Genomic DNA, 21074 nt, shown 5'->3' with positions numbered 1-21074 from the left:
TTCGGTTATGGGCGCTCGACATGGCGAAACTCGACTGGTACATCCGTGCCAACCTGAAGCTGCGGCACCTTCAGTTGCTGGTTGCGCTCGACGACTTTCGCAGCGTGGGCCGGGTGGCGGCCTATCTCAACGTGAGCCAGCCGGCGGTTTCGAAAACGCTGGCCATGCTCGAGGAAGGTCTGGAAGTGACGCTGTTCGACCGCTCGACACGCGGGATGGAACCCACGGAACACGGCGTTTGCCTGATTCGTCACGCGCGCACGATCCTCAACCAGCTTTCGAGCGTGCGCGACGACTTGCGGGACATTAGCGAAGGCCGCGTCTCGCGCCTGTCGCTGGGCGTACTGCCCGCCGCGACCACCGTACTGATGCCACGCTTCATCGCGCGACTCGAAGAGACCTCCGTCGAGACCGCCGTCTCGCTCGTCGAAGCCAACATGGATGCGTTGCTGCCGGCGCTGCGTGCCGGCGACATCGACTTCATCGTAGGTAATCTGCCGCCGCGACCGCTCGGCGGTGAGTTCGAGAGCGAACTGCTCTACGAAGACCCGATCGTCGTGGTTGTCAGGCGCAATCATCCGCTTGGCGGCGTGAGGCGCGTGCGCTGGGACATGCTTAACGGCTATCCGATGGTCCTTCCGCCCGAGTGGACCTTCACGCGCGCGCCCATCGATGACTTCATGGCCCGCAACGACGTGTCCATTCCACGCCGGCATGTCGAATCGATTTCGACGCTCGCCAACGTGGGTGTCCTGCAGCTCACCGAATCCATCGGCTTTCTCGCGCGCAGTGTCGCCCAGCATTTCACGGCGCTCGGTCTCCTTGTCGAGCTGCCGCTGGAGTTGCCTAACGTACTGATGCGCGTGGGGCTCGTGTGGCGCAAGGAGCGTCACGAAACGATTACGCATCAACTCGTGCGGCGCGTGTTTCACGAGATCCGCGACGGCGTGCAGGCGCCGCTCGGCAAAGCCGGCAGTCAGTCACCCGACGAAATCGGCGACTGGAACATGTTCTGACGCGCCGACCTTCAAGCTCACAGGCGCGCTAAAGGACAGGACAGCGTTCCATACCGCACGCGCCGATGATGAGCAAGCGATCACGTGAGCCATGCAGTGTCGCTAGTGTGCACGCGTCGAATTCCACGCGTGCGGCCCGCCCCGGGGCGCTCAATGTCACCGCGCCAGGCCAACGCGCATCACGCGTCGCCCGTGTCTTTCGAAAGAAACGCGCCGATTGTCTCGTCCGTGTGATAAACGGGCTTCTCGTGGTAATGCGGGCCGTCGTAGATCTCGATTAACACGCTGCGCTCGTGCGCGATCGTCGGGCCATGCGGATTGTCCTTCGGGTTCATGTAAAACGAACCAGGGCGCAGGCGAAGCCCAACGTCGACGTACTCGTAGTCGCCTTCGAGGCAATACATGAACTGGTTCGACGCGTGCGTATGCTTGACCGGAATGCGCCCGCCCTTCTGATATTCGAGCAGTGCGATGCTGGCCCCCGTGGATTCGTTCTTCCAGAGAAAATACTGTCGAAACCCATACTCGGGAAAATCGATCCACTTCGCCTCGTCGAGGCGATTGGTGTCGATCAAAAGCTCAAGCGTCTTCGCGATTGCCGCGGGATCGTTCATGGCTGATTCTCCAGTGGGGGGCGGCCGGCGCGCAGCCAACGTTCATAGGCGACCCGGCTTTCGGGACTGGCGGGAAACATGCCGATCAGCGAATGTCCACGCTCGATGTGCCACGCCGCAAACGTTTCGTACTCTTCGGATTCCAGAGCATCAAGTGCCACCGCTTCGGCGAGATGGCTCGGAATCGCCACCAGGCCGTCGCTGTCGCCGACGATGATGTCGCCCGGATAAATCGCGACGCCCGCGCAGCCGACCGGCCCGTTCAGCTCGAGCGCATGCATGGTCAGCGGCGTCGCGGGCTGCGTGCCCTCGCGCTGGTACGCCGGAAGCCCGACCGCCAGCATGCCCGGCACGTCACGAAAGCCGCCGTCCGTCACGATGCCCCGCACGCCGCGGTGCTTGAGCCGCAACGCCATCATGTCGCCTGCCGAAGAGGAGCGCGTGTTGCCGAACGCATCGATGACGAGCACTGCGCCTTCCGGGCAATCCTCCATCGCGCGGCGATGAAGGTTGTCGTCGCTCGCGTAGTGTTCGAGACTGTCGAGATCTTCGCGGGCGGGAATGAAGCGCAGCGTGAAGGCCGGTCCGACCATGCGCTGTCCCTCTCGAATCGGGCGGATTCCCTGCAAGCACACGTTGCGGAATCCACGCTTGAGCAGCGCGTTGGCGATGTTGGCTGTCCCTACGCGCCCGAGAATTTCGCGCGTTTTGGGTGAGAGCGGAACGGGCTCTTGGCGCGAGGCGGCCCGCACAGGAAGTGCCTGCAACATGGAAGAACTCATGATTTTGAGGTTAATTGATAGAAACGATGGCCTCACGGCAGGATGGCTGGTCTGGCTGCAAGGCACGCGCCAGGGCGCGCTTTGCGGCAACTTTCACGAGCTGCGCGCGGTAAGCGGCGCTCGCATGCATGTCTGCGTTAAGTCCTGCTGCGTCCTGCGCGCAGTGCTCCAGCGCCGCCAGCTCGAAACGCGCGGAAAGCGCTTCTTCGAATGCGCGCTGGCGAAACACGCACGGACCCGCACCGTTCACGGCGACGCGCGTGTCCGCCGCGAATTGCGCGATGAAGCATCCGGCCATCACATAGCCCGAGGCCGGATTCGGCAGCTTGCAGTAGCCCGCGCGCCGCGGCCGTGCAAAGCGCACGCGCGTGACGATCTCCGAGTGTTCAAGCACGGTGCTGAAAAGACCGGTGAAAAAGTCGTCGGCGGCGATCACGCGGTGCGTCGTCACGACTTGCGCGCCAAGGCCCACGACTGCTGAGGGGTAGTCCGCGGCCGGATCGTTGTTCGAGATCGATCCGCCGATCGTGCCCTGATGCCGGACCTGGGGATCGGCGATGCCGCCCGCGAGAAACGCCAGCGCCGGAATGGCGGCGGCAATGCCCGGATGCGCGGCGACCTCGGCGTGGCGCGTCATCGCGCCCACGCTGACCCACTCGTCGTTCACTTCGATGCCGCGTAACGCATCGATGGCCTGCAGGTCGACGAGCAGCGCGGGCCGGTTCAGCCGCTGCTTGAGCGCCGGGATCAAGGTCTGGCCGCCCGAGAGCGGGCGCGCCTCGGGATTGTCGGCCAGCAGCTTCGTGGCCTCGTCGAGCGTGGCCGGCCGCGCATATTCGAAATCGTACATGGTCAAGCCTCTCCGCTCGATTCGGGCGTGTGGCCCTGCGCCTGCGCTCGACGCCCTGCACAGGACGCAATCGCATCGACGATGTTCTGATAGCCCGTGCACCGGCAAAGGTTGCCTTCGAGCTCGTGGCGGATCGTGGCGTCGTCGGTCGCGCGTTCGCGGCGCAGGATGTCGATGCCCTGCATCACCATGCCCGGCGTGCAATATCCGCACTGCAACGCGTGTTGTTCGTTGAACGCGCGCTGCAAGGGATGCAGTGCCTCCACGCTGCCCACTCCTTCGATCGTTCGCACCTCGTGACCGTCGGCCATCGACGCGAGACAGGTGCACGACTTGATGCTCCGCCCGTCGAGATGAACGGTGCAGCAGCCACACTGGCTCGTATCGCAGCCGACGTGCGTTCCCTTCAGGCCGCAGTGCTCGCGCAGAAACTGCACGAGCAGCGTGCGCCCTTCGACTTCGTGCGTCTGCACGATGCCGTTGACGATAATGGTGACTTTCGGCATGTCTATGCGCCTTGCGCCGTTCTCAATGGTTCATGTCAGTGCGCGCCGTACCAGCCGGCCAGCGCGGCGAGCGCCGCGATCGTGAACGCCCACGTCCACGCGGGCATCTGCAACGTGACCATGCCGCGTAGCGGTTGCCCCGGCGCTTCTCGCGAGACGCCAGCGGTGACAGCGGCAGCGGGCGCGGCCACACTCGCCGCCTCCGGCTGACCCGCCCGCGCGGCAGCGCCCTCAGGCGCACCAAGCAATTCCGTAAAGCGGCCGAAGAACTGCGCCGACAGCTTCGCCGCGCTCGCATCGACGAGGCGCGCGCCGATCTGCGCAAGGCGGCCCCCAATCTGCGCCTTGGCCGCATAGCGCAGCCGCGTTTGTTGCTCGTCGAGCGCCTCGAGCGTCACTTCGGCGCTCCCGCGCGCGAATCCCGCCACGCCGCCGTCGCCTTCGAAGCTCATCACGTAGCCCTGCGGGCGCTGCGGGTTTTCGAGCCGCAGCCTGCCCTTGAACTGCGCCTTGACGGGCCCGATGGCGGTCACGACAGCGACATCGTAAGCACCGTCGCCGGCGCTCGTGATCGACTTGCAGCCGGGTATGGCCGCTTGCAGCATGACGGGGTCGAGCAGTGCATCGAACACGCGCTCGCGCGGCATCGGCAGCAGTTGTTCTCCAGTCAGATCCATGCGTTGTTCATCCTGCCTGTATGGGTTGAAGGTGACTTCGGCGCATCAAAGCGGCGGCAGGTCCGCCGGGCGATTCGTCTGCCAGCGAAACTCGCTGACCTCGATGCGCTCCGAAAGCGCCGCCTGTTCGAACGGATCGTTGCGCACGATGGCCCAGACTTCAGATTCGCTTTCCGCCTCGATAATCATGGCGCCCCCGAACGCATCGCCGGAGGGATCGAGCAGCGGCCCGCCTGCACGCACGCGCGCGCTGAAGCCGCTCATGTAATCCCGATGCAGCGCGCGGGTTGCCCCGCGAATGGCGGCAGCTTCGCCGTCGGTCCGGTCGGTGCGGTAGACGATGAATAACTTGTTCATGCTTGACTTCTCACTCAGCTCGCATTGGAATCACGCGCGCTCTTGCGCGCTCCGGATGGCTTCCCAGACTTTCAAGGGCGTGGCCGGCATGTCCAGGTGGCGCACGCCGTAAGGCCGAAGCGCGTCGATCACGGCTGAAATGATCGCGGGCGGCATGCCCACCGTTCCTGTTTCCGCGCCGCCCTTCACGCCGAGCGGATTGGTCTGCGTCGGAACCGGCCGCATGCCGAGCGTGAAGCGGCAAAAGTCGCTCGCTTTCGGCATCGCATAGTCGGTGAACGCGCCCGTGAGCAACTGGCCGTCGGCCGAGTGCACGATCTCCTCCTTGAGCGCCTGCCCGGCTCCCTGCGCGATGCCGCCGTGCACCTGCCCTTCGAGCACGAGCGGGTTGATGACATTGCCGACGTCGTCCACCGCCGTGATGCGCTCCAGCGCGACGTCGCCCGTTTCCGGATCGATCTCGACTTCGGCCACATAGCAGCCGTTGGGATAGTTCTGCGGCGACGCCGTGAAAAAACCGCGCCCTTCGAGGCCGGACCACAGGTCCGCCGGCAGCGGCTTGGGCGCGCCCCACGCATAGGTCGCGCGCGCGACGCGGTCGAGCGTGATCTCACGGCCCGCGCCGCCCGCTTCGCGATACACCCCCGCAGCGAACGTCAGCGCTTCTTCGTCGCAATCGAGCAGGATCGCGGCCACCCGCTTGCCCGTGGCGATCACCTCCTCGCACGCGCCCAGCAGCGCGGAGCCGCCGACCGTCATGCTGCGCGAGCCGAAGCTGCCGCGGCCATTGGCGATCTTGTCGGTGTCGCCCTGCATGAAACGGATGCGCTCGATGGGCACGCCAAGCCATTCGTGAACCATCTGCGCGTAGCTCGTCTCGTGGCCCTGCCCATAGGAGAACGTCCCGGCCAGGATCGTGAGGCCGCCGGTCGCGTCGAAGCGGATCTCCATGCGGTCGCTGATCGTCCCGCACACCTCGATATAAAGTGCGAGCCCGCGGCCGCGCAAACGGCCGCGCGCCTCACTTACGGCGCGGCGCGCGGCGAAGCCGTTCCAGTCGGAGAGCTTGAGGCCCTCATCGAGGATCGCTTCGAATTCGCCGCAGTCGTAGGTCTCGCGAATGGCCGTGGTGTACGGCATCTGCTCGGGACGAATCAGGTTGCGGCGGCGGATTTCGACGGGATCGATGTCGAGGTCCAATGCGGCCAGGTCGAGCATGCGCTCGACGATCAGCGTCGCCTCGGGCCGCCCCGCGCCGCGATAAGTCGTCAACGTCCGGCTATGCGTGAAGACGCCGTTGATCGCGACATGCATGGCCGGAAAGGCGTAGACGCCCGAGAGCATCCGGCAGCCGACGAGCGGCGGATGCGCAGTGGACGGCCCCAGCTGGCAGCCGAGATTGTGATGTACCGTGACCCGCATGCCGAGCACGGTGCCGTCGCGCTTGAGCGCGAGTTCGGCGTCGGCGATCTGGTCGCGGCCATTGAAGTCGGAGAGGAACGCCTCGCTGCGGTCGCTGACCCACTTCACCGGCCGGCCCAGCCTGCGCGCGGCCCACAGCACCAGGATCTCCTCGGGATAGATACCGCCCTTGGTGCCGAACCCGCCGCCCACGTCGCCGGCCACCACGTGAACGCAATGCGCCGGCACCTTGAGAATATGTTCCGCGAGCAGCAGGCGAATCCGGTGCGGATTGGCCGTCGACGAAGTCAGGTGATAGCGGTGCCCGGCTTCGTGCCACGCGCCCAAGCACGCACGCGGTTCGAGCGGATTACCCGCGAGGCGCTGGTTGCGGATGCGCGCGCACACGACGTGATCGGCGTCGGCAAAGGCGGCTTCGGTGCGCGCCGGGTCGCCGAGCTCGTGCCGAAAGCAAATATTGCCGGGCGCCTCGTCCCAGACGAGCGGCGCGTGGTCCGCGATGGCGGCTTCGAGCGTCGGCGCGGCGGGCTGCGCGTCGTAATCGACCTGGATGCGCTCGGCGGCGTCCATGGCCGCTGCCAGCGTTTCGGCCACCACGAACGCGACGCCCGAGCCGATCGCGAGCACGCGGTCTTTCTCCAGCGGCGCAAACGGCGTCTTGTGATACGTCTTGCCGGTGATCGTCGAGGGAATGCTCACGCAGGGGATGAGACCCAGCCCGTCCGCCGCATAGTCCTCGCCGGTCAGCACCGCGAGCACGCCCGGCACTTCGAGCGCCCCGCTGACGTCGATGCTGCGGACGCGCGCATGGGCGACCGGCGAGCGCAGCACGTAGCCGCGCGCCTGATTCGGCAGGTTGGTGTCGTCCGCGTAGTGTCCCTGGCCGGTAAGCATGCGCAGGTCTTCGACGCGCGGGAGCGGCGCGCCGATGCCCTGGGCAACCTTCGAAATCGGTTCGACTTTCATGGGCTTCGCTTGTTTGATTCGAATTCCACTCAATGGCTCAACGCTGCAAGCGTCGCATAGCGTCCGCCATGAAACAGCAATGGCGCGGTTGCCTCGCCCGCCGTGACGAGCGAGCGCACTTCACCGACGAACAGCGTATGGTCGCCGCACGCATAGGCGTGCCGCAGTTCCGCGGCAAGCTGCACGTTCGCGCCTTCGACGACCGGCACGCCGCCGATGCGTTCGAATGCGGGCTGACGGTCCGGCGAGGGCTTTCCTGCGAAATGGTTGCTGCACCATTGCTGGCAGTCGGCCAGCACGCTCACGCCGAACACGCCAGCCGCGCGGATGCGCTCGTGCATTTTCGCGGTGCAGGCAATCGAGACGAGCACGAGCGGCGGCTCGAGCGAGCCCGACATAAACGCGTTGGCCGTCATGGCATGCGGCAGCCCGTCGACCTCGGTGGTCACGGCGACGACGCCGGTTGCGAACCGGCCCATCGCGTCGCGGAACTGGCGCGGCGTAAAGAGACGGCCCGCTGCGGACTCGGGCGACTCGTCAGAATTCATGATGCGTGTCCTGTGTGTTCAGTGCGCCGGCACGGCCCCAGACCGGCAGCCGCGCACATCGTCGGCAATCAGGCGCCGCTGCCCGCGTGGGCAATGCCGTCGATCTCAAGCAGGATTTCCGGCTTCGCGAGGCCTGCGACCTGCACGAGCGTCGAGCACGGAAAATCGCCTTCGAAAAACTCCTGGCGCGCGCGCCAGATTTCCTTGTTGTCGGCCATGTTCGTCACGTAGATCGTCATCTTCACCATGTCGGCGAGCGTGCCGCCCGCCGCTTCGATGCAGTGCTTGATTTTCGTGAAGATGACCTTGGCCTGTTCGTAAGCGGTTTCGCCCTGAATGCTTTGCAGGTCGTTCGCGCGCGCCGTCATGCCCGACACGTAGATCGCGTCGCCCACCCGCAGCGTGTTGGACCAATGGCCCGGCGGATACTCGGCGACGAGCGGGGAAACGAAGCGCTGTTTCTTGTGTGCCATGTTCTGTGTTCTCTCTGAAGTTAAAAGACCAAGCGAAACGCGATATCAGTCGAAGAATTCGGGCGGCGGCTTCATGCCCCATTGGGTCGTCTGGTCCGCGGTCCCGACGAAATACGAAGGCTCGAACGCGTTGTTCACGACGTCGCCGTCGGTGTAGTGCTCGACGCGAAAGCCGAATGGATCGCGCCAGTAGTCGTAAATCTGGCTGCCGAGCAGATGGCGCCCCACGCCGCATTCGAGCCGGTGGCCGCGCGACACGAGATAGTCGTGCGCGCCCATCACCGCGTCCACGTCCTGAAGCTCGAACGAGCAGTGATGCACCCCTGTCTGCTGCGCCTGCACGATGAGGATCGAATGGTGATCGACGGGCGTGCCGCCGCGGTCGACGCGCAAAAACGTGCCGATCACGTTATCGCGCATGCCGGCGCACATGTAGTCGCTCGGCAGCAACCCGAAACGCTCGCGGAACCACCGCACCGTTTCGTCATGGTTCGTCACGCGCAGCACGAAGTGCCCCAGCCGCAGCACGAGGCCCGGCTCCCGTTGCGTGCGCAACGAGGCGTTCACGCGCGCCTTCGATTCCCCTGCGTTGAAGGGATGCGGCGTGCGCAACGGCAACGGCGATGCATCCTGCCCCCAGACCGCGTCGATCCGCACGCCATCCGGCGTCTTCATGCGCACGCGCCACCCGCCGCCCGGCGCGTCGATCGGCTCGACGGCCGAGGAGCCTGCGAGTTGCGCTAGCGTGTCGAGATCCGCGCGCGAGCGCACGCGGAACCCGCCGCCGACGAAGCGGCTCTCCGGGCCCAGCTCGGTCACGTGCGCATACGGCTGCGGACCGGCGCCGCGCATGTAAAGGCACTGGGCGTCATGGCGCGCGGTGACGAGACCGAAGTCCTCCATGAAGGACTGCATCTTGTCCAGGTCGCTCACCTGGTAGACCACATACGAAATGTCTGCCGCCTTGCTCATGTTCTGATGTCCTGGTGCTGCCACCCTGAAATGACGAAGCGTCGTTCAACGCGACGTCAGCACGCTGACGTCGTCCGGATTGATGAGATCGGGCACGGTCCAGCCGTTGATGTCGTACTCGCCCATGCACTTCTCGACGAACGCCTTCATGTGGTCGAGATCGCCGCTCGTCTGCGCGTCGTACAGGTTCGCGAGGCGCGTCACGTCGTTCGAACCCAGGTAGTTGATCTCGTAGAGTTCCGAGCGCGCGCCGAATTCGGTGCCGATCGTCTCCCAGAGCAGCTTCATCGTCTTGACGCGGCCCTCCGCGTCGACGCCGCCCGAGCCGCGCACATAGGTGTCGAGATAGCCGCGCAGCATCGGATCCTTGAAGTCGTTCGCGTGCGAATTCAGATAGATGAGACCGCTTGCGACGATCGTCTCGATGATGTTCTTGATCATCGGAAAGCCGATCTGCGAGATCACGCGATAAGCCGAAGCGAAGCGCGCGTCCGGCTGCACCATGCCGTGCCACGGCACTTCGCTTTTCGCCATCGCGTCCGAGAGGCCCCACATCGTGTTGCGCCAGGCGAGCGCCTCGCCGAAACGCGACTGCACGCCGTGAAAGCCATTCGCGCCCGTGATTTCAAGCGCCTTGGCAAGCGCACCGCACATGAAATCGAGCTTGACCGCAAGACGCGTGCATCCGTGCATCGAAGCGCGATTGTTGAAGCCCGAATCGAGCGCCCAACGGTTGGCAAGGTCGACGTCGCCGTACATGAACACGTCTTCCCACGGGATGAACACGTTGTCCAGCACCAGGATCGCGTCGTTCTCGTCCAGGCGGCTCGAAAGCGGATAGTCGAACGGGCTGCCGAGAACGGCTGCGCGATATTCGTTCGAGACACGCGAGATCATCTTCACGCCGCGCGCACCCGTCGGCACCATGAACACCGGCGAATACTTCGGGTCCTTGATCGGCACCTGGCCCGCGTGGGCAACAAACGTATAGTGCGTGAGCGCGGAGTTGGTCGCGACGACCTTCGCGCCGCTCACGTAAATGCCCGCGTCCGTTTCCTTTACCACGCGCACGTACACGTCGCTCTGGTCGGCGCTCGGCTTGTTGCGATCGACCGGCGGATTCATGATCGCGTGGTTGATGTACCACGTGCGCTCCTGCGCCTTGCTGTACCAGCGCAGCGCGTTCTTTTCGAAGCCTTTGTAGAAGCTGTTGTTCGCGCCGAGCGTACCGACGAAGGATCCCTTGTAATCCGGCGAGCGGCCCATCCAGCCGTAGGACACGCGCTGGATTTCCGCAATGGCGTCGCGCTGGGCAAGCTGCTCGGCACCGTTGCGCGGCGCGCGGAAGAACCGGTGCGTGAAGCCGCCGGAGTCGTTCTCCGTCGTCAGCACGTCGCACCGGGCCGGATCGTGCAATGCGTCGTACATCCGCGCGATCATACGAGCCGAATTGCGGAAAGCAGGGTGTTCGGTGATGTTCTTGACGCGCTCACCATAGATCCATACTTCGCGGTCGTCGTTCAGGCTCTCGAGATACTCCTGGCCCGTGAACGGTACGTTCTTTGCTTCACTCATTGCCCGACACTCCTTGATGGGGAACCTTCCGGTTCCCGTCTGTTTTCGAACCCTTCCCTGCTGCGTGGTTTCCCTGCAATCTGCACCGCGCTCTTGCGCTTACCGCTGCCGCGCAATCGCCATCGCGAAGATCAGGATCGCGCCGATCGCCATGGTTGCCGCATAGGCGCCTACCTGCATCAGATCGAGACCGTTCTGCACCAGCGTGATGAGCAGCGTGCCGATAACGACCCACAGCGTGCGACCTTTGCCGCCCGCGAGACTCACGCCGGCGATGACGCAGGCCGCAATCGATTGCAGCGGCAGATTCTGTCCGACATTGGTCTCGCCGGTGCCGAGCTGCGCGGTGAGAAGCATGCCCGTCAACGCCGCGAGCACGCCCGAGAGGACGAACGCGAGCAGCCCGACTCGCGCCGTGCGCACGCCCGAGAGCGCCGCCGCGCGATGGTTGCCGCCCGTCGCATACAGATGGCGGCCGAAGCGGGTGCGCTCGAGCAGCACGTAGACGAGCACGGTCAGCACGATCGCGACGACGGCCGGCACCGGCACGCCCCACACGCTGCCGAAGCCGAAGACGGCGCCAAGCTCCTTCGGTAGACCGTCCACCGGCACGCCGCCGCTGATGAAGAGCGCGACGCCGAAGACGACCGACGACATGCCGAGCGTCATCATGAAGGCAGGAATCCTCAACACGGTGACGCCGATGCCATTGAGCAGACCGACCGATGCGCCGAGCGCGACCGCCACCGCGCAGCCGGCAAGAATCGCGAGCAGCGGCGCGTCCGGCAACGCATGATTGACGGCGACCATGACCATCGAACCGACCACGGACACGAGTGCCGCAATCGTCCCGACCGACAGGTCGAGGCCGCCGACGACGAGCACGATCAGCTGCCCGAGCGACGCAATCAGCAGATAGACCGACTGCCGCGCGACGTTGGTTAGATTGTCGAGCGTGAGGAAGCCAGGGGCCAGTGCGCCGAAGAGCGCGACGGCCACCACGAACATCAGCGGCAAGGCCAGCGCCTCGCGATGCGCAGCCAGGCTGCGGAGCAGGCCGCGGTTCTTTATGGAGCCGCCATGCTCGACGCGTGCGGTCGGGATATTCATCTCTTTACACTCCAGCTCAGAAAAACTTTTCCAGAATCCTTCGTTCGTCGAACGCGTCGCGCTGAAACTCCGCCACGATCCGTCCGTCGTTCATCACGAGCAGACGATGCGTGAGGCCGAGCAGCTCCGGCAGGTCCGAGGAAACGAGCACGATGGCCGCACCGTTCGCGGCGAGCTCCGAGAGGTATCGGTAAATCGCCGGGCGAGCCCCCACGTCCACGCCGACAGTCGGCTCGTCGAACACATAAACGCCAATGCGTTGCGCGAGTCCCTTCGCCAGCATCACCTTCTGCTGATTGCCGCCCGAGAAGTTGCCGACCGGTTCGTCGAGACGCTCGGCCGCGAACGCGACCCGCGACGACAGCCGTTCGAGCACCGCGCGCTCGCGCCGGCGCCTGATGAGGCGTCCACGCATGTCGCCCCAGAGGGTGCCGGAGAGCGCCATGTTCTCGCCCGCGCTGCAGCCCTGCATGAGGCCGTCGTTCTTGCGATCCGCCGGGCTGTACCACAGGCCGCGCGCGATGGCGTCGGCGGGATGGCGTGCGCGCAACGGCTTGTCGTCGAGCACGATATGCCCGCTTGCGACGGGCCGCAGACCGAAACACGCCTGGCCGACCTCGCTCTTGCCGCAACCGACGAGACCCGCGATCCCCACGATTTCTCCCGCGCGCACCGCGAGATTCACGCCCTTCACCTGCGTCACGCCGGGTTGCGCAATCAGCGTCAGGTCGCGCAGCGCAAGCCGCACGTCGCCAAGATGCGTTCCCGGCGGCGGAAACAGGCTCGTCACGGCGCGCCCCGTCATCAGCTCGATCAACTGATCGTGTGGCGTGTCCGCGCCGACCGTGGCGATCGACCTGCCGTCGCGCAACACCGTCACCTCGTCGGCCAGCAACGCGATCTCGTGCATACGATGCGTGATGTACACGATGGCCGTGCCGTCCGCCTTCAGTCGCCTCACGAGCGCGAACAGCGACTGTGCATCGTGCTCGGACAGCGAGGCGGTCGGCTCGTCGAGAATCAGCACGCGCGGCGGCCTGCGCAGCGCCTTGCAGATTTCGACCATCTGCTGCTTGCCGCGCGCGAGGTCGCCCACGCACGCATCGACGCCGAGATCGAAACCCAGCTCTGCGATGAGCGCCAGCGCCTGATCGCGCGCGGCGCGCCGCTTGAGCGTGCCCGCCGCGCCGACGAGCTCCTCGCCCAGCACGATGTTCTCCGCCACGCTCAACTGAGGCACTAGCGAAAACTCCTGAAACACCGCGCGTATGCCGTGGGCGCGCGACTGGGCGACCGACTGGAATACGCCGCGAAAGCCGTCCATTTCAAGCTCGCCGCTCGTCGCCAGATTGGCGCCGGCGAGCATGGTGATGAAGGTCGACTTGCCCGCGCCATTCTCGCCGAACAGAACGTGAATCCGGCCGGGATGAAAGTCGAGGCTCACGCGGTCGAGCGCCGTGTGACTGCCATAGCGTTTCGTCAACTCGCGCACGCTCAGCACGGGAGCGGCGCAGTCGCGCGCGCCAGGCTGCGGAGCGTGCGCAGCGCGATCTCCTGCTACGGACATCTGTGAATTTGCAACGAGTGACATGATCGGTGCCGGGCGATTGCGGGTCCAAACTTTCAAACTTCAACAGGCGCGAGCCGGAAGGCTCGCGCGTCTCACATCAACTGCCCGCGTAGCGGAAGGCCGGCTTGAAGCCTTCCGGCGCCAGTACCGTGTTGACGTCGAGCGTGCCGATGTCTTTCGCCGTGTAGACACGGCCGATCGTGTCGTACTGCACGAGCGGCGCGGCCTGCTTCTCTTGCAGCAGTCCGACTGCGGTGTCGATCGTCATGCGAGCCGTCGTGACCACGGGCGACACATGCGCCGCCTCGACGCTGCCGTCCTTGAGCCCCACCAGCACGCCGGGGGTCAGGTAGAGCGACACGAGCTTCACCTGCTTTTCGAGTTGATGCGCGCGCAGGAGCGGGATCGCCGCTTCGATCGTGACCGCCGTCCCCACGATGTAGTCGATATCCTTATGCGCCTGCAACACATTCTCCACGAGGCGCGCCTGCACTTCCTTGCCGACGTCGCCGTTCTTCGTCTCCACGACCTGCACGGCGCTGCCCTTGATAGCCGTCATGAAGCCGTTGTTGAACGCATTCACGAAACCCGCGCCGGCCGGGCCCGGCAGCCAGGCGACACGCACCGGCGGCGAACCGGCCGGGTGCAGCTTCGCGAGGTATTGCCCCGAATGCAGGCCTTCGTCATAGGGGCTCGTGAGCACGCGCGCACCCACGTCCGTCGAGGTCACGCCGTTGATTGCGTCGACCACGACCACGTTCTTCTGCTTGAGCGTGTCGAGCAGATTGCCCATCCCTTCACGCGAGATCGCCACCATCACGACCGCCTTCGCGCCGCCCGCCACGCAGTTCTGGATCTGCGAAATCTGCGAGGAGAGTTGCGTGTAGCCGCCCGCGTCGAGCACCTGGACCTTCACGCCGAGTCGCTTGGCCTCTTCGATCACGCCATAGTCAGCGGCCACGAAGTACGGATCTTTCATATGCGGAAACGACACGCAGATCTGCCACGGCTGGGTCGCCTTGTTCTGGCCCGTGTAGTCGATCATCTTCTGCGTGCCGTCAGCGGCCGTGACGCGCACGGGCACGGGGAAACCATCGGCAGCATAGGCGCCGGCTGCGCCAGTCATTGCGGCTGCAACGGCGAGACATCGTGCATAAGTCTGGAGACCCTTCATGTGCTGCCCCGTATCAAGGTTTAAAAGTTGTGCCCGCATCGATTTATGGGCACCGCATGAATAGCATCGTAAAAACCCCCACCTCGATGGTCCATTGAAAAATAATTCGGAGCGGTATGTCGTTTTGGTTATGTCCGCGGTACGCCAAGGCTGGCGACGCGTTCGGCCGTTTTTTCATTTCACCCCTTGATTTCCCTGTCTATTCTGGAGAATGTGTCCACCCGGGTTATTACCTTGAGGGAATACCCGAACCAAAAAGAAAGCCGGCTGCGAATCCGCAGCCGGCTACAGACAACGTCATGGACCAGGAATGGAAACCGCAGGCTCAGCGCAGGCTAAACGCGACGTCCTTCAGCACCTCGGGGGGCGGGTAGGCTTTCGCGCTATGAGCGAGCCCGAGATCCAGAAACATCTCGCACATCTTGTACGCAATCACACCAGGGTTGAGCACCGGAACCGGCAAGCGCGAAGCAAGATAGGCATGGGACTGATGCATCGTGGTCGAGCCCAGCACGATGACGTCGGCGCCGTCCTCCTCGATCGCGCGCCGCGCCTCCTCTTCGAGTTTCGCGAACACGACGCTCTCCTTGCCGGACAGCAGCGCCTCCGTGTCCGGCCTTACGCCGATCTGCCGGATCGAGGCGACCCGCGATTCCAGGCCGTATTCGCGCAGGGTCTTGCGATAGAGCGGAAACCACCGCTCCCACATGGTCAGGATGCTGAACTTGTGCCCGAGCATGCAGGCGACGTGAAATGCGCTCTGCCCCGGCGAGAGCACCGGAATGGAAAGGCGCGAGCGCAACGCATTGAGCCCCGAATCGCTCACCGTATTAATGCAGACGGCGTCGAACCCCTCTTCCTCGGCGTGCAAGCCGGCTTCGATGACGGCCAGTTCCGCGATCGCCATGTCGTAGTAAGTATCCGTGAGCGTCAGCACCTGCCCCGCACCGACAAAGCTCACTTCGATATCGTCGCGCCGGTATTCCGGCGGCAACTGCGATTCCACCATCCCGCGCGTGGCGTCGCTCAACGGCACGGGAAAAATCATCTTGATGCGTTTGCTCATGACTTCCTCACTGCGCTCCTGAAAAAACGGTCGAAGGCCGTCCACCCGCCCGCCGTGCCTTAGAACGAGGTACGCATGCCGATGCGGACGATGCCTTGCTTGTTGCTCGACGAAACCATCGTCGGATCGAACAGGCCGTTCGCAAGCGCATTCTGCCCCTCGTTCGCAATCTGGAAGATCCCCGCGAGATAGACCAGCGTGCGCTTGGACAACGTGTAGTTCAGCGTGCCACCAAACTGGCTGGCGTGCGCGTTCTCGAGCGCGTCATTGCCCTTCATGTAGGTGTACGCCAGGCCGATCGACCAGGCGGGCGAAAACGAGTAGAGGCCGCCGGCCGAAGTCTGCCATGCGTAAGCGCCGTTCTGTTCGTTTCGCACGGTCGTGAAGTTCGCGATAGCGCGCAGCGGGCCGAAGTCATAGTGCGCGCCCAACCCCCAGTTACGGATCGCCGTGATCTGCGTCCCCACGAGGTAACGCACTTCCGTGTATGCCGCGCCTGCGCCGAACTTGCCGGTCGCGTAGTTCAGCCCGAAGCTGACGGCGCTGTTCGCGCGAAAGTCGCCGGCCACGCCGCCGAACGAATAGAGCGCCCCCACCTTGAATCCGGCGACATCGGGCGAAAGATACTTGACCGAGTTGTGCACCTGCTCCTGCGCTGTGCGGTCCCAGTCGGACCAGCCCGTGGCATTGTTCGGTATGCCGAGGTTATGAAACGGACCTGCGGGATAGTTGTAGAGACCGCCAGCCACGACCCCAGGCACATTGCCCGACATCGTCAGGGAGTCGTTCATAAAGTCGAATTGATTGCCGAGCGTCACCGTGCCGAAACGCTCGTCCTTGAGACCGACATAAGCATTACGTCCGAAGATGCCCTGCCCCGGTATGAACTCGCCGTTCGCAAGCATGAACTGCGATTCGAGGTCGAAGATGGCCTGCGTCCCCCCTCCCAGATCCTCGGCGCCGCGCAGGCCGATGAATGAAGGCACCGAAATACCGTCGTCGAACTTCACGACACTGTGCCCACCCTGGTTCGTGACGTAAGACACGCCGGCGTCGAGCAGACCATACAGTGTCACGTTGCTCTGCGCGAACGCGGCTGGCGTGGCCAGCGCACCGATAACCGCCGCCATTATCTTCATCCTCATTCCTTTCCCCTAAATCGAGTAATTTCAATATGGATTACTAATTTAAAAACAACCTTCCCCTCCCATCAACCCGATCAGGTGTGCCGCGCCCTTTCTTTGACTACGCTATTGCGCAGCACGCCGAGTCCCTCGATCTCGACTTCGACCTCGTCGCCGTGCTTCATGTAGAGCGGCGGCGTGCGGCGTAGACCCACGCCGCCGGGCGTGCCGGTGACGATCACATCCCCCGGCACAAGCGTAGTAAAAGTCGAGATAAAACTGATGAGTCGCGCCATCGGAAATGTCATGAGCTCCGTCGAAGTGCGCTGCACCTCTTCGCCGTTCAGGCGTGTGACAAGCGTGAGATCGCGCGCTGGGGACAGCTCGTCGGCGGTGACGAGCCACGGACCGAAAGCGCCCGTGGCCGGAAAATTCTTGCCGGCCGTCCACTGCGTCGTCGCAAGCTGCCAGTCACGTACAGAGCCGTCGTTGTAGCAGGACATGCCGGCGACATAGCCGAGCGCATCCTCCTCGGCGATCCGGCGCCCGGCCTTGCCGATGACCACCGCCAATTCGCCTTCGAAATCGAGCTGGTCGGATTCGACCGGGCACACGAGCGGGCGGCCATGCCCGGTCTGTGATTGCGCGAGTCGTATGAAGATTGGTGGTTCCGTCGTTTCCGGACGATTGCCTTCGGCGCGGTGCGCGTAGTAGTTCAGCCCGGCGCAGAAAATCCGCGACGGGTTCGGCAGCACCGGCAGGAAACTCACCTCGTCGACGCGGAAATCGGCCGGAGCACCGCTGATGAGCGCGGGCAATCGGTCGACCCAGCCCGCGCACAGGACGCTCTTGAGATCGGTGCAGGTGTGGACCAGTCGCGGCCCGAGATCGAAAATACGATCGCCGTCGACGATGCCGAAGGTGGCTCGTTGCGGCGTGACGAACGACATCAGTTTCATGCGTGGCTCCAGCCAATGACGCGTAGGTGAAATCCCTTAGCAGCCCTGCACGCAAGCGAAAGGCGGCGTGGGGATTGGGTTAGGGCGCATCGTAGGAACCGCGGGATATGACGTCCATTGAAAAAATATTGAGACCAATATTCTCTTCTGGTTATACTGCGCCGAACTCGTCCTCCGCCAGCCATGTCTAGATCCGATTGGTACATCCGGGCCAACCTCAAGTTGCGCCACCTGCAACTGCTGGTTGCGCTCGACGAACTCCGCAGCGTCGTCAAGGCCGCCAACCTGCTATCGATCAGCCAGCCGGCAGTCTCGAAGATGCTGGGATCGCTCGAATCGGGCCTGGGCGTTCGGCTGTTTGATCGTGGTCCTAACGGTATGACGCCGACCGAGTACGGCACGAGCTTCTTGAGCCACGCGCGCGAGGTCCTGTTCCAGCTCACGAGTGCTCAGGAGGATTTGCGCGCCCTGCTTGAAGGAAGGATTACGCGCGTCGCGCTTGGTGTCATGCCCGCTGCGGCGCTCGTGCTGGTGCCGCGTTTCATCGTCGAACTCGAAGCCAGTGCGCGGGAAGTGGCCGTCTCAGTGCGCGAGGGCCCCGTCGAGATGTTGATGCCAGCGCTGCGCAACGGGGAGCTGGATTTCCTGGTGGGCGTCCTGCCCAATCGCCCGCTCTCCCCCGAGATCGCGAGCGAAACGCTCTATACCGACCCGTTCGTCATCACGGTGCGCAAGGATCATCCGCTTGCCCTTCGCGAGGAGAAGGAGCTGGACTGGAGCGAACTGCGTGGGTACCCCGTCGTCTTGCCGCCCTCGGGCGCGCTGACTCACGAGATGATTCTCGACATGCTCGCGCGGCATCGCGTCAGCATTCCGCTACGTTATGTCGAATCGCTCTCCACTCTCACCAATGTCGGCGTGCTGACACAAAGCGATTCGTTCGCCCTCATGCCGCTCGAGATCGCCCGCTATTTCGAAAATTTCGGAGCCCTTGCGATTCTTCCCATTCCGATCCCCGACCTGCGACGAAATGTGGGCCTCATGTGGCAATCGCGGCGCGGCGACCGCGCCACCGCCACCGTGCTCGAACTCTTTCGCACGGTACGCAATCTGACGATGCCGCAGACCGCGCCGGAGGCCGCCTGAACGGGACCGGATGAACGGGTTGGCGTTGGCGAATTGCGGCGTTCCGCTTTCGCGCGACAAAAAGACTTAACGGCCTGGAGCCGCTGTTCGGCGGACAACGCTTTGATCCGAAGATCACCTCTTCGCGTGTTCGCCGATACATGCGCTGCGAGTCCGGCCGACGCGATCGGCTCGAGATAATGCCGGAAAACATAAAGACATCGGCTCAAATTCTAAATGCGGCGGCGGCTTCCTTCATCTTGCCCGCCTGCGCCTCGAGCGATTGCGCGGCTGCGGCCGCCTCTTCCACCAGCGCCGCGTTCTGCTGCGTTACCTGATCCATCTGCACGACAGCGCGGCCGACCTGGTCGATCCCCCTGCTCTGTTCATCCGATGCGGCCGAAATCTCGCCGACAATGGCGGACACCCGGTTGATCGCCTGCCGGATGTCCCCGACGATACCGCCAACGTGCGTCGCCTTCGCCGAGCCATTCTCGACCAGCGCAACCGATGCCTCGATCAGCAGCTTGATTTCCTTGGCCGCAGCAGCGGAGCGTTGCGCGAGACTGCGGACCTCGCTCGCGACGACGGCAAAGCCGCGCCCCTGGTCTCCCGCACGCGCCGCCTCGACCGCAGCGTTGAGCGCGAGGATGTTGGTCTGAAACGCAATGCCTTCGATCATCCCCGTGATGTCGGAAATTTTCGTCGAGCTTTCTCTGATGTCTTCGATCGTCTTGAGCATCGTATCGACGGCCACGTAGCCCGAGTCGGCGAGTGCGCTCGCCGCGCCCGCCACCGTCGCGGCCTCACGGGCGTTGGTGGCATTCTGGCGAACAGTACCGGTGAGTTGGGTCATGCTTGCGGCCGTTTGCTCGAGCGAGGCAGCCTGCTCTTCGGTGCGAGCAGACAGGTCCAGGTTGCCAGACGATATCTCGCGAGAAGCGGTAGTCACCGAGTCGACCGAACCGACCACGAGCCCGAGCACACCGCCCAGCCGCTCGGTCAAACCGTTGAACGCTATCGCGGTCCGGCCGATTTCGTCCATACGCATGACGGGCACGCGGCGCGTCAGGTCGAGCGTCTCGCTGACCTCCAGCAGCGTATTCTGGAACTGTCCGACGCTGCGGTCGATCGAGCGAATCTGGACCCATCCGTAAAGGCCCGTCGCGAGCGAGCCGATGACGAAGATCGTCAGGATCAAGACCATCGTGCGACGGTACGCGGCCAGGTCGGCTTCGTGCCCCGCCTTGGTGGCGCTTTGAAGCAACCGGGTGAACTTGTCGACGTTCGCGGAGTAAACCATGCCCGCTGAGCGCACCGTGGTCGATTCCAGATCGATGGCGGCCGCCGTGTTGCCCTCCCGGAAGAGTGCCATGCTCTTTCCGAACGCGTCGGCGAGCGCCGCGCGATTGCGGACCAGTTCTTCGGCCAAAGGCCGGATCGCGTCGACCTTCGGACTCTGCGAGAACAGGGCGAACTGGTCGTCGCTCGACTGCTGGAGCCTCTCGATGAGCTCGAAGCGCTCCTTTCTCGCGTTGGGATCGGTTAGCTGCATCGACTCCATCAGTTGAATATCTTCGACGAGGGTGGTGCCATACGAAGTCTGGAGGTATTGCCCCGGCAGCGTTATCTGCCGATACGAAACGAGCGCGCGATTATTCGTGGCCTGGATGCCGTACACGCCGACGCCCGCGATGACGAGGCACAGCAGCGCGAATGCGGCGAAGATTAAGAGAAGGCGGGCTTTCAGGCTGAGATCGGGTCGAGACATGGATTTATTATTCAAGGCAGACAATGGACGATATGGCGGACGCACTGTAGCGCCGCATGTATTTGCGGCGACCATTCGCATCGTCGTGTGATGTCGGCTGTGGCGGTGGCTTCCTTTTGGCGAACGACTGAGGCGACACCAGGATCCGCGTTCGCAGAACTGTGTCGATTGATTGCTACTGGTGAGTTTACGGCGCGTTTTCGCGAAACTGAAGTGCGCGCTCACACGGATCGACAAGGGTTTAACCGCGTATTACTTCGCATAACGAATAGCACGCGAAGATTTTCGATCGCCTTTTGCGCAACGCGCGGAATCACATAACGTGTTCCGGGCGGTCGGCCCGGAACATTCGAAAATCACGCGGTGTCAATCGACGTTTATTGCTTTGAACGCTCCGTCATGAACTTGCCCTGCGGT

At 63.9% G+C, this 21074-nt stretch carries 20 protein-coding genes; 2 read left to right on the top strand and 18 right to left on the bottom strand.

What is annotated here, in order from left to right; genetic code table 11:
* Positions 1 to 20: 20 nt before the first annotated feature.
* Positions 21 to 1016: a LysR substrate-binding domain-containing protein gene (locus tag U5775_RS30470; protein WP_322061844.1), complete on the top strand. Its 996-nt coding sequence runs from the start codon at positions 21 to 23 to the stop codon at positions 1014 to 1016.
* 179 nt (positions 1017 to 1195) lie between these two features.
* Here the strand turns inward: U5775_RS30470 and U5775_RS30465 are convergent, their stop codons facing one another.
* The 17 genes from U5775_RS30465 to U5775_RS30385 form a co-directional block, all read right to left on the bottom strand.
* A complete protein-coding gene (locus U5775_RS30465; protein WP_322061843.1) occupies positions 1196 to 1630 on the bottom strand; it encodes a cupin domain-containing protein in 435 nt (144 codons plus the stop codon).
* Positions 1627 to 2400 carry a ribonuclease activity regulator RraA gene (locus U5775_RS30460; protein WP_322061842.1) on the bottom strand — a complete coding sequence of 258 codons (774 nt, stop codon included), beginning with the start codon at positions 2398 to 2400 and terminating at the stop codon, positions 1627 to 1629. The genes U5775_RS30465 and U5775_RS30460 overlap by 4 nt, the downstream gene beginning before the upstream one ends.
* 22 nt (positions 2401 to 2422) lie before the next feature.
* Positions 2423 to 3262 (bottom strand): xanthine dehydrogenase family protein subunit M, encoded by an 840-nt coding sequence (locus tag U5775_RS30455; RefSeq protein ID WP_322061841.1) that lies wholly within the window; start codon positions 3260 to 3262, stop codon positions 2423 to 2425.
* Positions 3263 to 3264: 2 nt separating this feature from the next.
* Complete coding sequence (locus U5775_RS30450; protein ID WP_322061840.1) at positions 3265 to 3768, bottom strand: (2Fe-2S)-binding protein; 504 nt, start codon at positions 3766 to 3768, stop codon at positions 3265 to 3267.
* A gap of 35 nt (positions 3769 to 3803) precedes the next feature.
* Positions 3804 to 4445 (bottom strand): carbon monoxide dehydrogenase subunit G, encoded by a 642-nt coding sequence (locus tag U5775_RS30445; protein ID WP_322061839.1) that lies wholly within the window; start codon positions 4443 to 4445, stop codon positions 3804 to 3806.
* A gap of 45 nt (positions 4446 to 4490) precedes the next feature.
* Positions 4491 to 4802, bottom strand: a complete 312-nt coding sequence (locus U5775_RS30440; protein WP_322061838.1) for a YciI family protein — start codon at positions 4800 to 4802, stop codon at positions 4491 to 4493.
* A gap of 30 nt (positions 4803 to 4832) precedes the next feature.
* Entirely contained in the window at positions 4833 to 7190 is a 2358-nt protein-coding gene (locus tag U5775_RS30435) for a xanthine dehydrogenase family protein molybdopterin-binding subunit (RefSeq protein ID WP_322061837.1), read from the bottom strand.
* A 29-nt stretch (positions 7191 to 7219) separates the two neighbouring features.
* On the bottom strand, positions 7220 to 7738 hold the full coding sequence (locus U5775_RS30430; RefSeq protein ID WP_322061836.1) for a flavin reductase family protein: 519 nt from the start codon (positions 7736 to 7738) through the stop codon (positions 7220 to 7222).
* A gap of 68 nt (positions 7739 to 7806) precedes the next feature.
* Complete coding sequence (locus tag U5775_RS30425) at positions 7807 to 8211, bottom strand: RidA family protein (protein ID WP_322061835.1); 405 nt, start codon at positions 8209 to 8211, stop codon at positions 7807 to 7809.
* A gap of 45 nt (positions 8212 to 8256) precedes the next feature.
* Positions 8257 to 9183 carry a VOC family protein gene (locus U5775_RS30420; protein ID WP_322061834.1) on the bottom strand — a complete coding sequence of 309 codons (927 nt, stop codon included), beginning with the start codon at positions 9181 to 9183 and terminating at the stop codon, positions 8257 to 8259.
* Positions 9184 to 9228: 45 nt separating this feature from the next.
* Complete coding sequence (locus U5775_RS30415; protein WP_322061833.1) at positions 9229 to 10758, bottom strand: 4-hydroxyphenylacetate 3-hydroxylase N-terminal domain-containing protein; 1530 nt, start codon at positions 10756 to 10758, stop codon at positions 9229 to 9231.
* A gap of 99 nt (positions 10759 to 10857) precedes the next feature.
* The gene (locus tag U5775_RS30410; RefSeq protein ID WP_322061832.1) at positions 10858 to 11868 is read right to left on the bottom strand and encodes an ABC transporter permease; all 1011 of its coding nucleotides are present in this window, start codon (positions 11866 to 11868) and stop codon (positions 10858 to 10860) included.
* A 16-nt stretch (positions 11869 to 11884) separates the two neighbouring features.
* Positions 11885 to 13435 carry a sugar ABC transporter ATP-binding protein gene (locus U5775_RS30405; protein ID WP_322061831.1) on the bottom strand — a complete coding sequence of 517 codons (1551 nt, stop codon included), beginning with the start codon at positions 13433 to 13435 and terminating at the stop codon, positions 11885 to 11887.
* A 100-nt stretch (positions 13436 to 13535) separates the two neighbouring features.
* Positions 13536 to 14564, bottom strand: coding sequence for a TMAO reductase system periplasmic protein TorT (gene torT / locus U5775_RS30400; RefSeq protein WP_322061830.1), 1029 nt, complete (start codon positions 14562 to 14564; stop codon positions 13536 to 13538).
* A 373-nt stretch (positions 14565 to 14937) separates the two neighbouring features.
* Positions 14938 to 15678 carry an aspartate/glutamate racemase family protein gene (locus U5775_RS30395; RefSeq protein ID WP_322061829.1) on the bottom strand — a complete coding sequence of 247 codons (741 nt, stop codon included), beginning with the start codon at positions 15676 to 15678 and terminating at the stop codon, positions 14938 to 14940.
* 59 nt (positions 15679 to 15737) lie between these two features.
* Positions 15738 to 16823: a porin gene (locus U5775_RS30390; RefSeq protein WP_322061828.1), complete on the bottom strand. Its 1086-nt coding sequence runs from the start codon at positions 16821 to 16823 to the stop codon at positions 15738 to 15740.
* A gap of 74 nt (positions 16824 to 16897) precedes the next feature.
* Entirely contained in the window at positions 16898 to 17761 is an 864-nt protein-coding gene (locus U5775_RS30385) for a fumarylacetoacetate hydrolase family protein (RefSeq protein WP_322061827.1), read from the bottom strand.
* A 222-nt stretch (positions 17762 to 17983) separates the two neighbouring features.
* Between U5775_RS30385 and U5775_RS30380 the strand changes: the two genes are divergently transcribed.
* Positions 17984 to 18907, top strand: a complete 924-nt coding sequence (locus U5775_RS30380; protein WP_322061826.1) for a LysR family transcriptional regulator — start codon at positions 17984 to 17986, stop codon at positions 18905 to 18907.
* A gap of 205 nt (positions 18908 to 19112) precedes the next feature.
* On the opposite strand, the gene U5775_RS30375 is transcribed toward U5775_RS30380, so the two are convergent.
* A complete protein-coding gene (locus U5775_RS30375; RefSeq protein ID WP_322061825.1) occupies positions 19113 to 20657 on the bottom strand; it encodes a methyl-accepting chemotaxis protein in 1545 nt (514 codons plus the stop codon).
* Between the last annotated feature and the right edge of the window lie 417 nt (positions 20658 to 21074).

The sequence above is a fragment of the Paraburkholderia sp. J63 genome (genome assembly GCF_905220245.1).
Taxonomy (GTDB): Bacteria; Pseudomonadota; Gammaproteobacteria; order Burkholderiales; family Burkholderiaceae; genus Paraburkholderia.
This window is presented reverse-complemented; position numbering and strand designations above follow the sequence as displayed.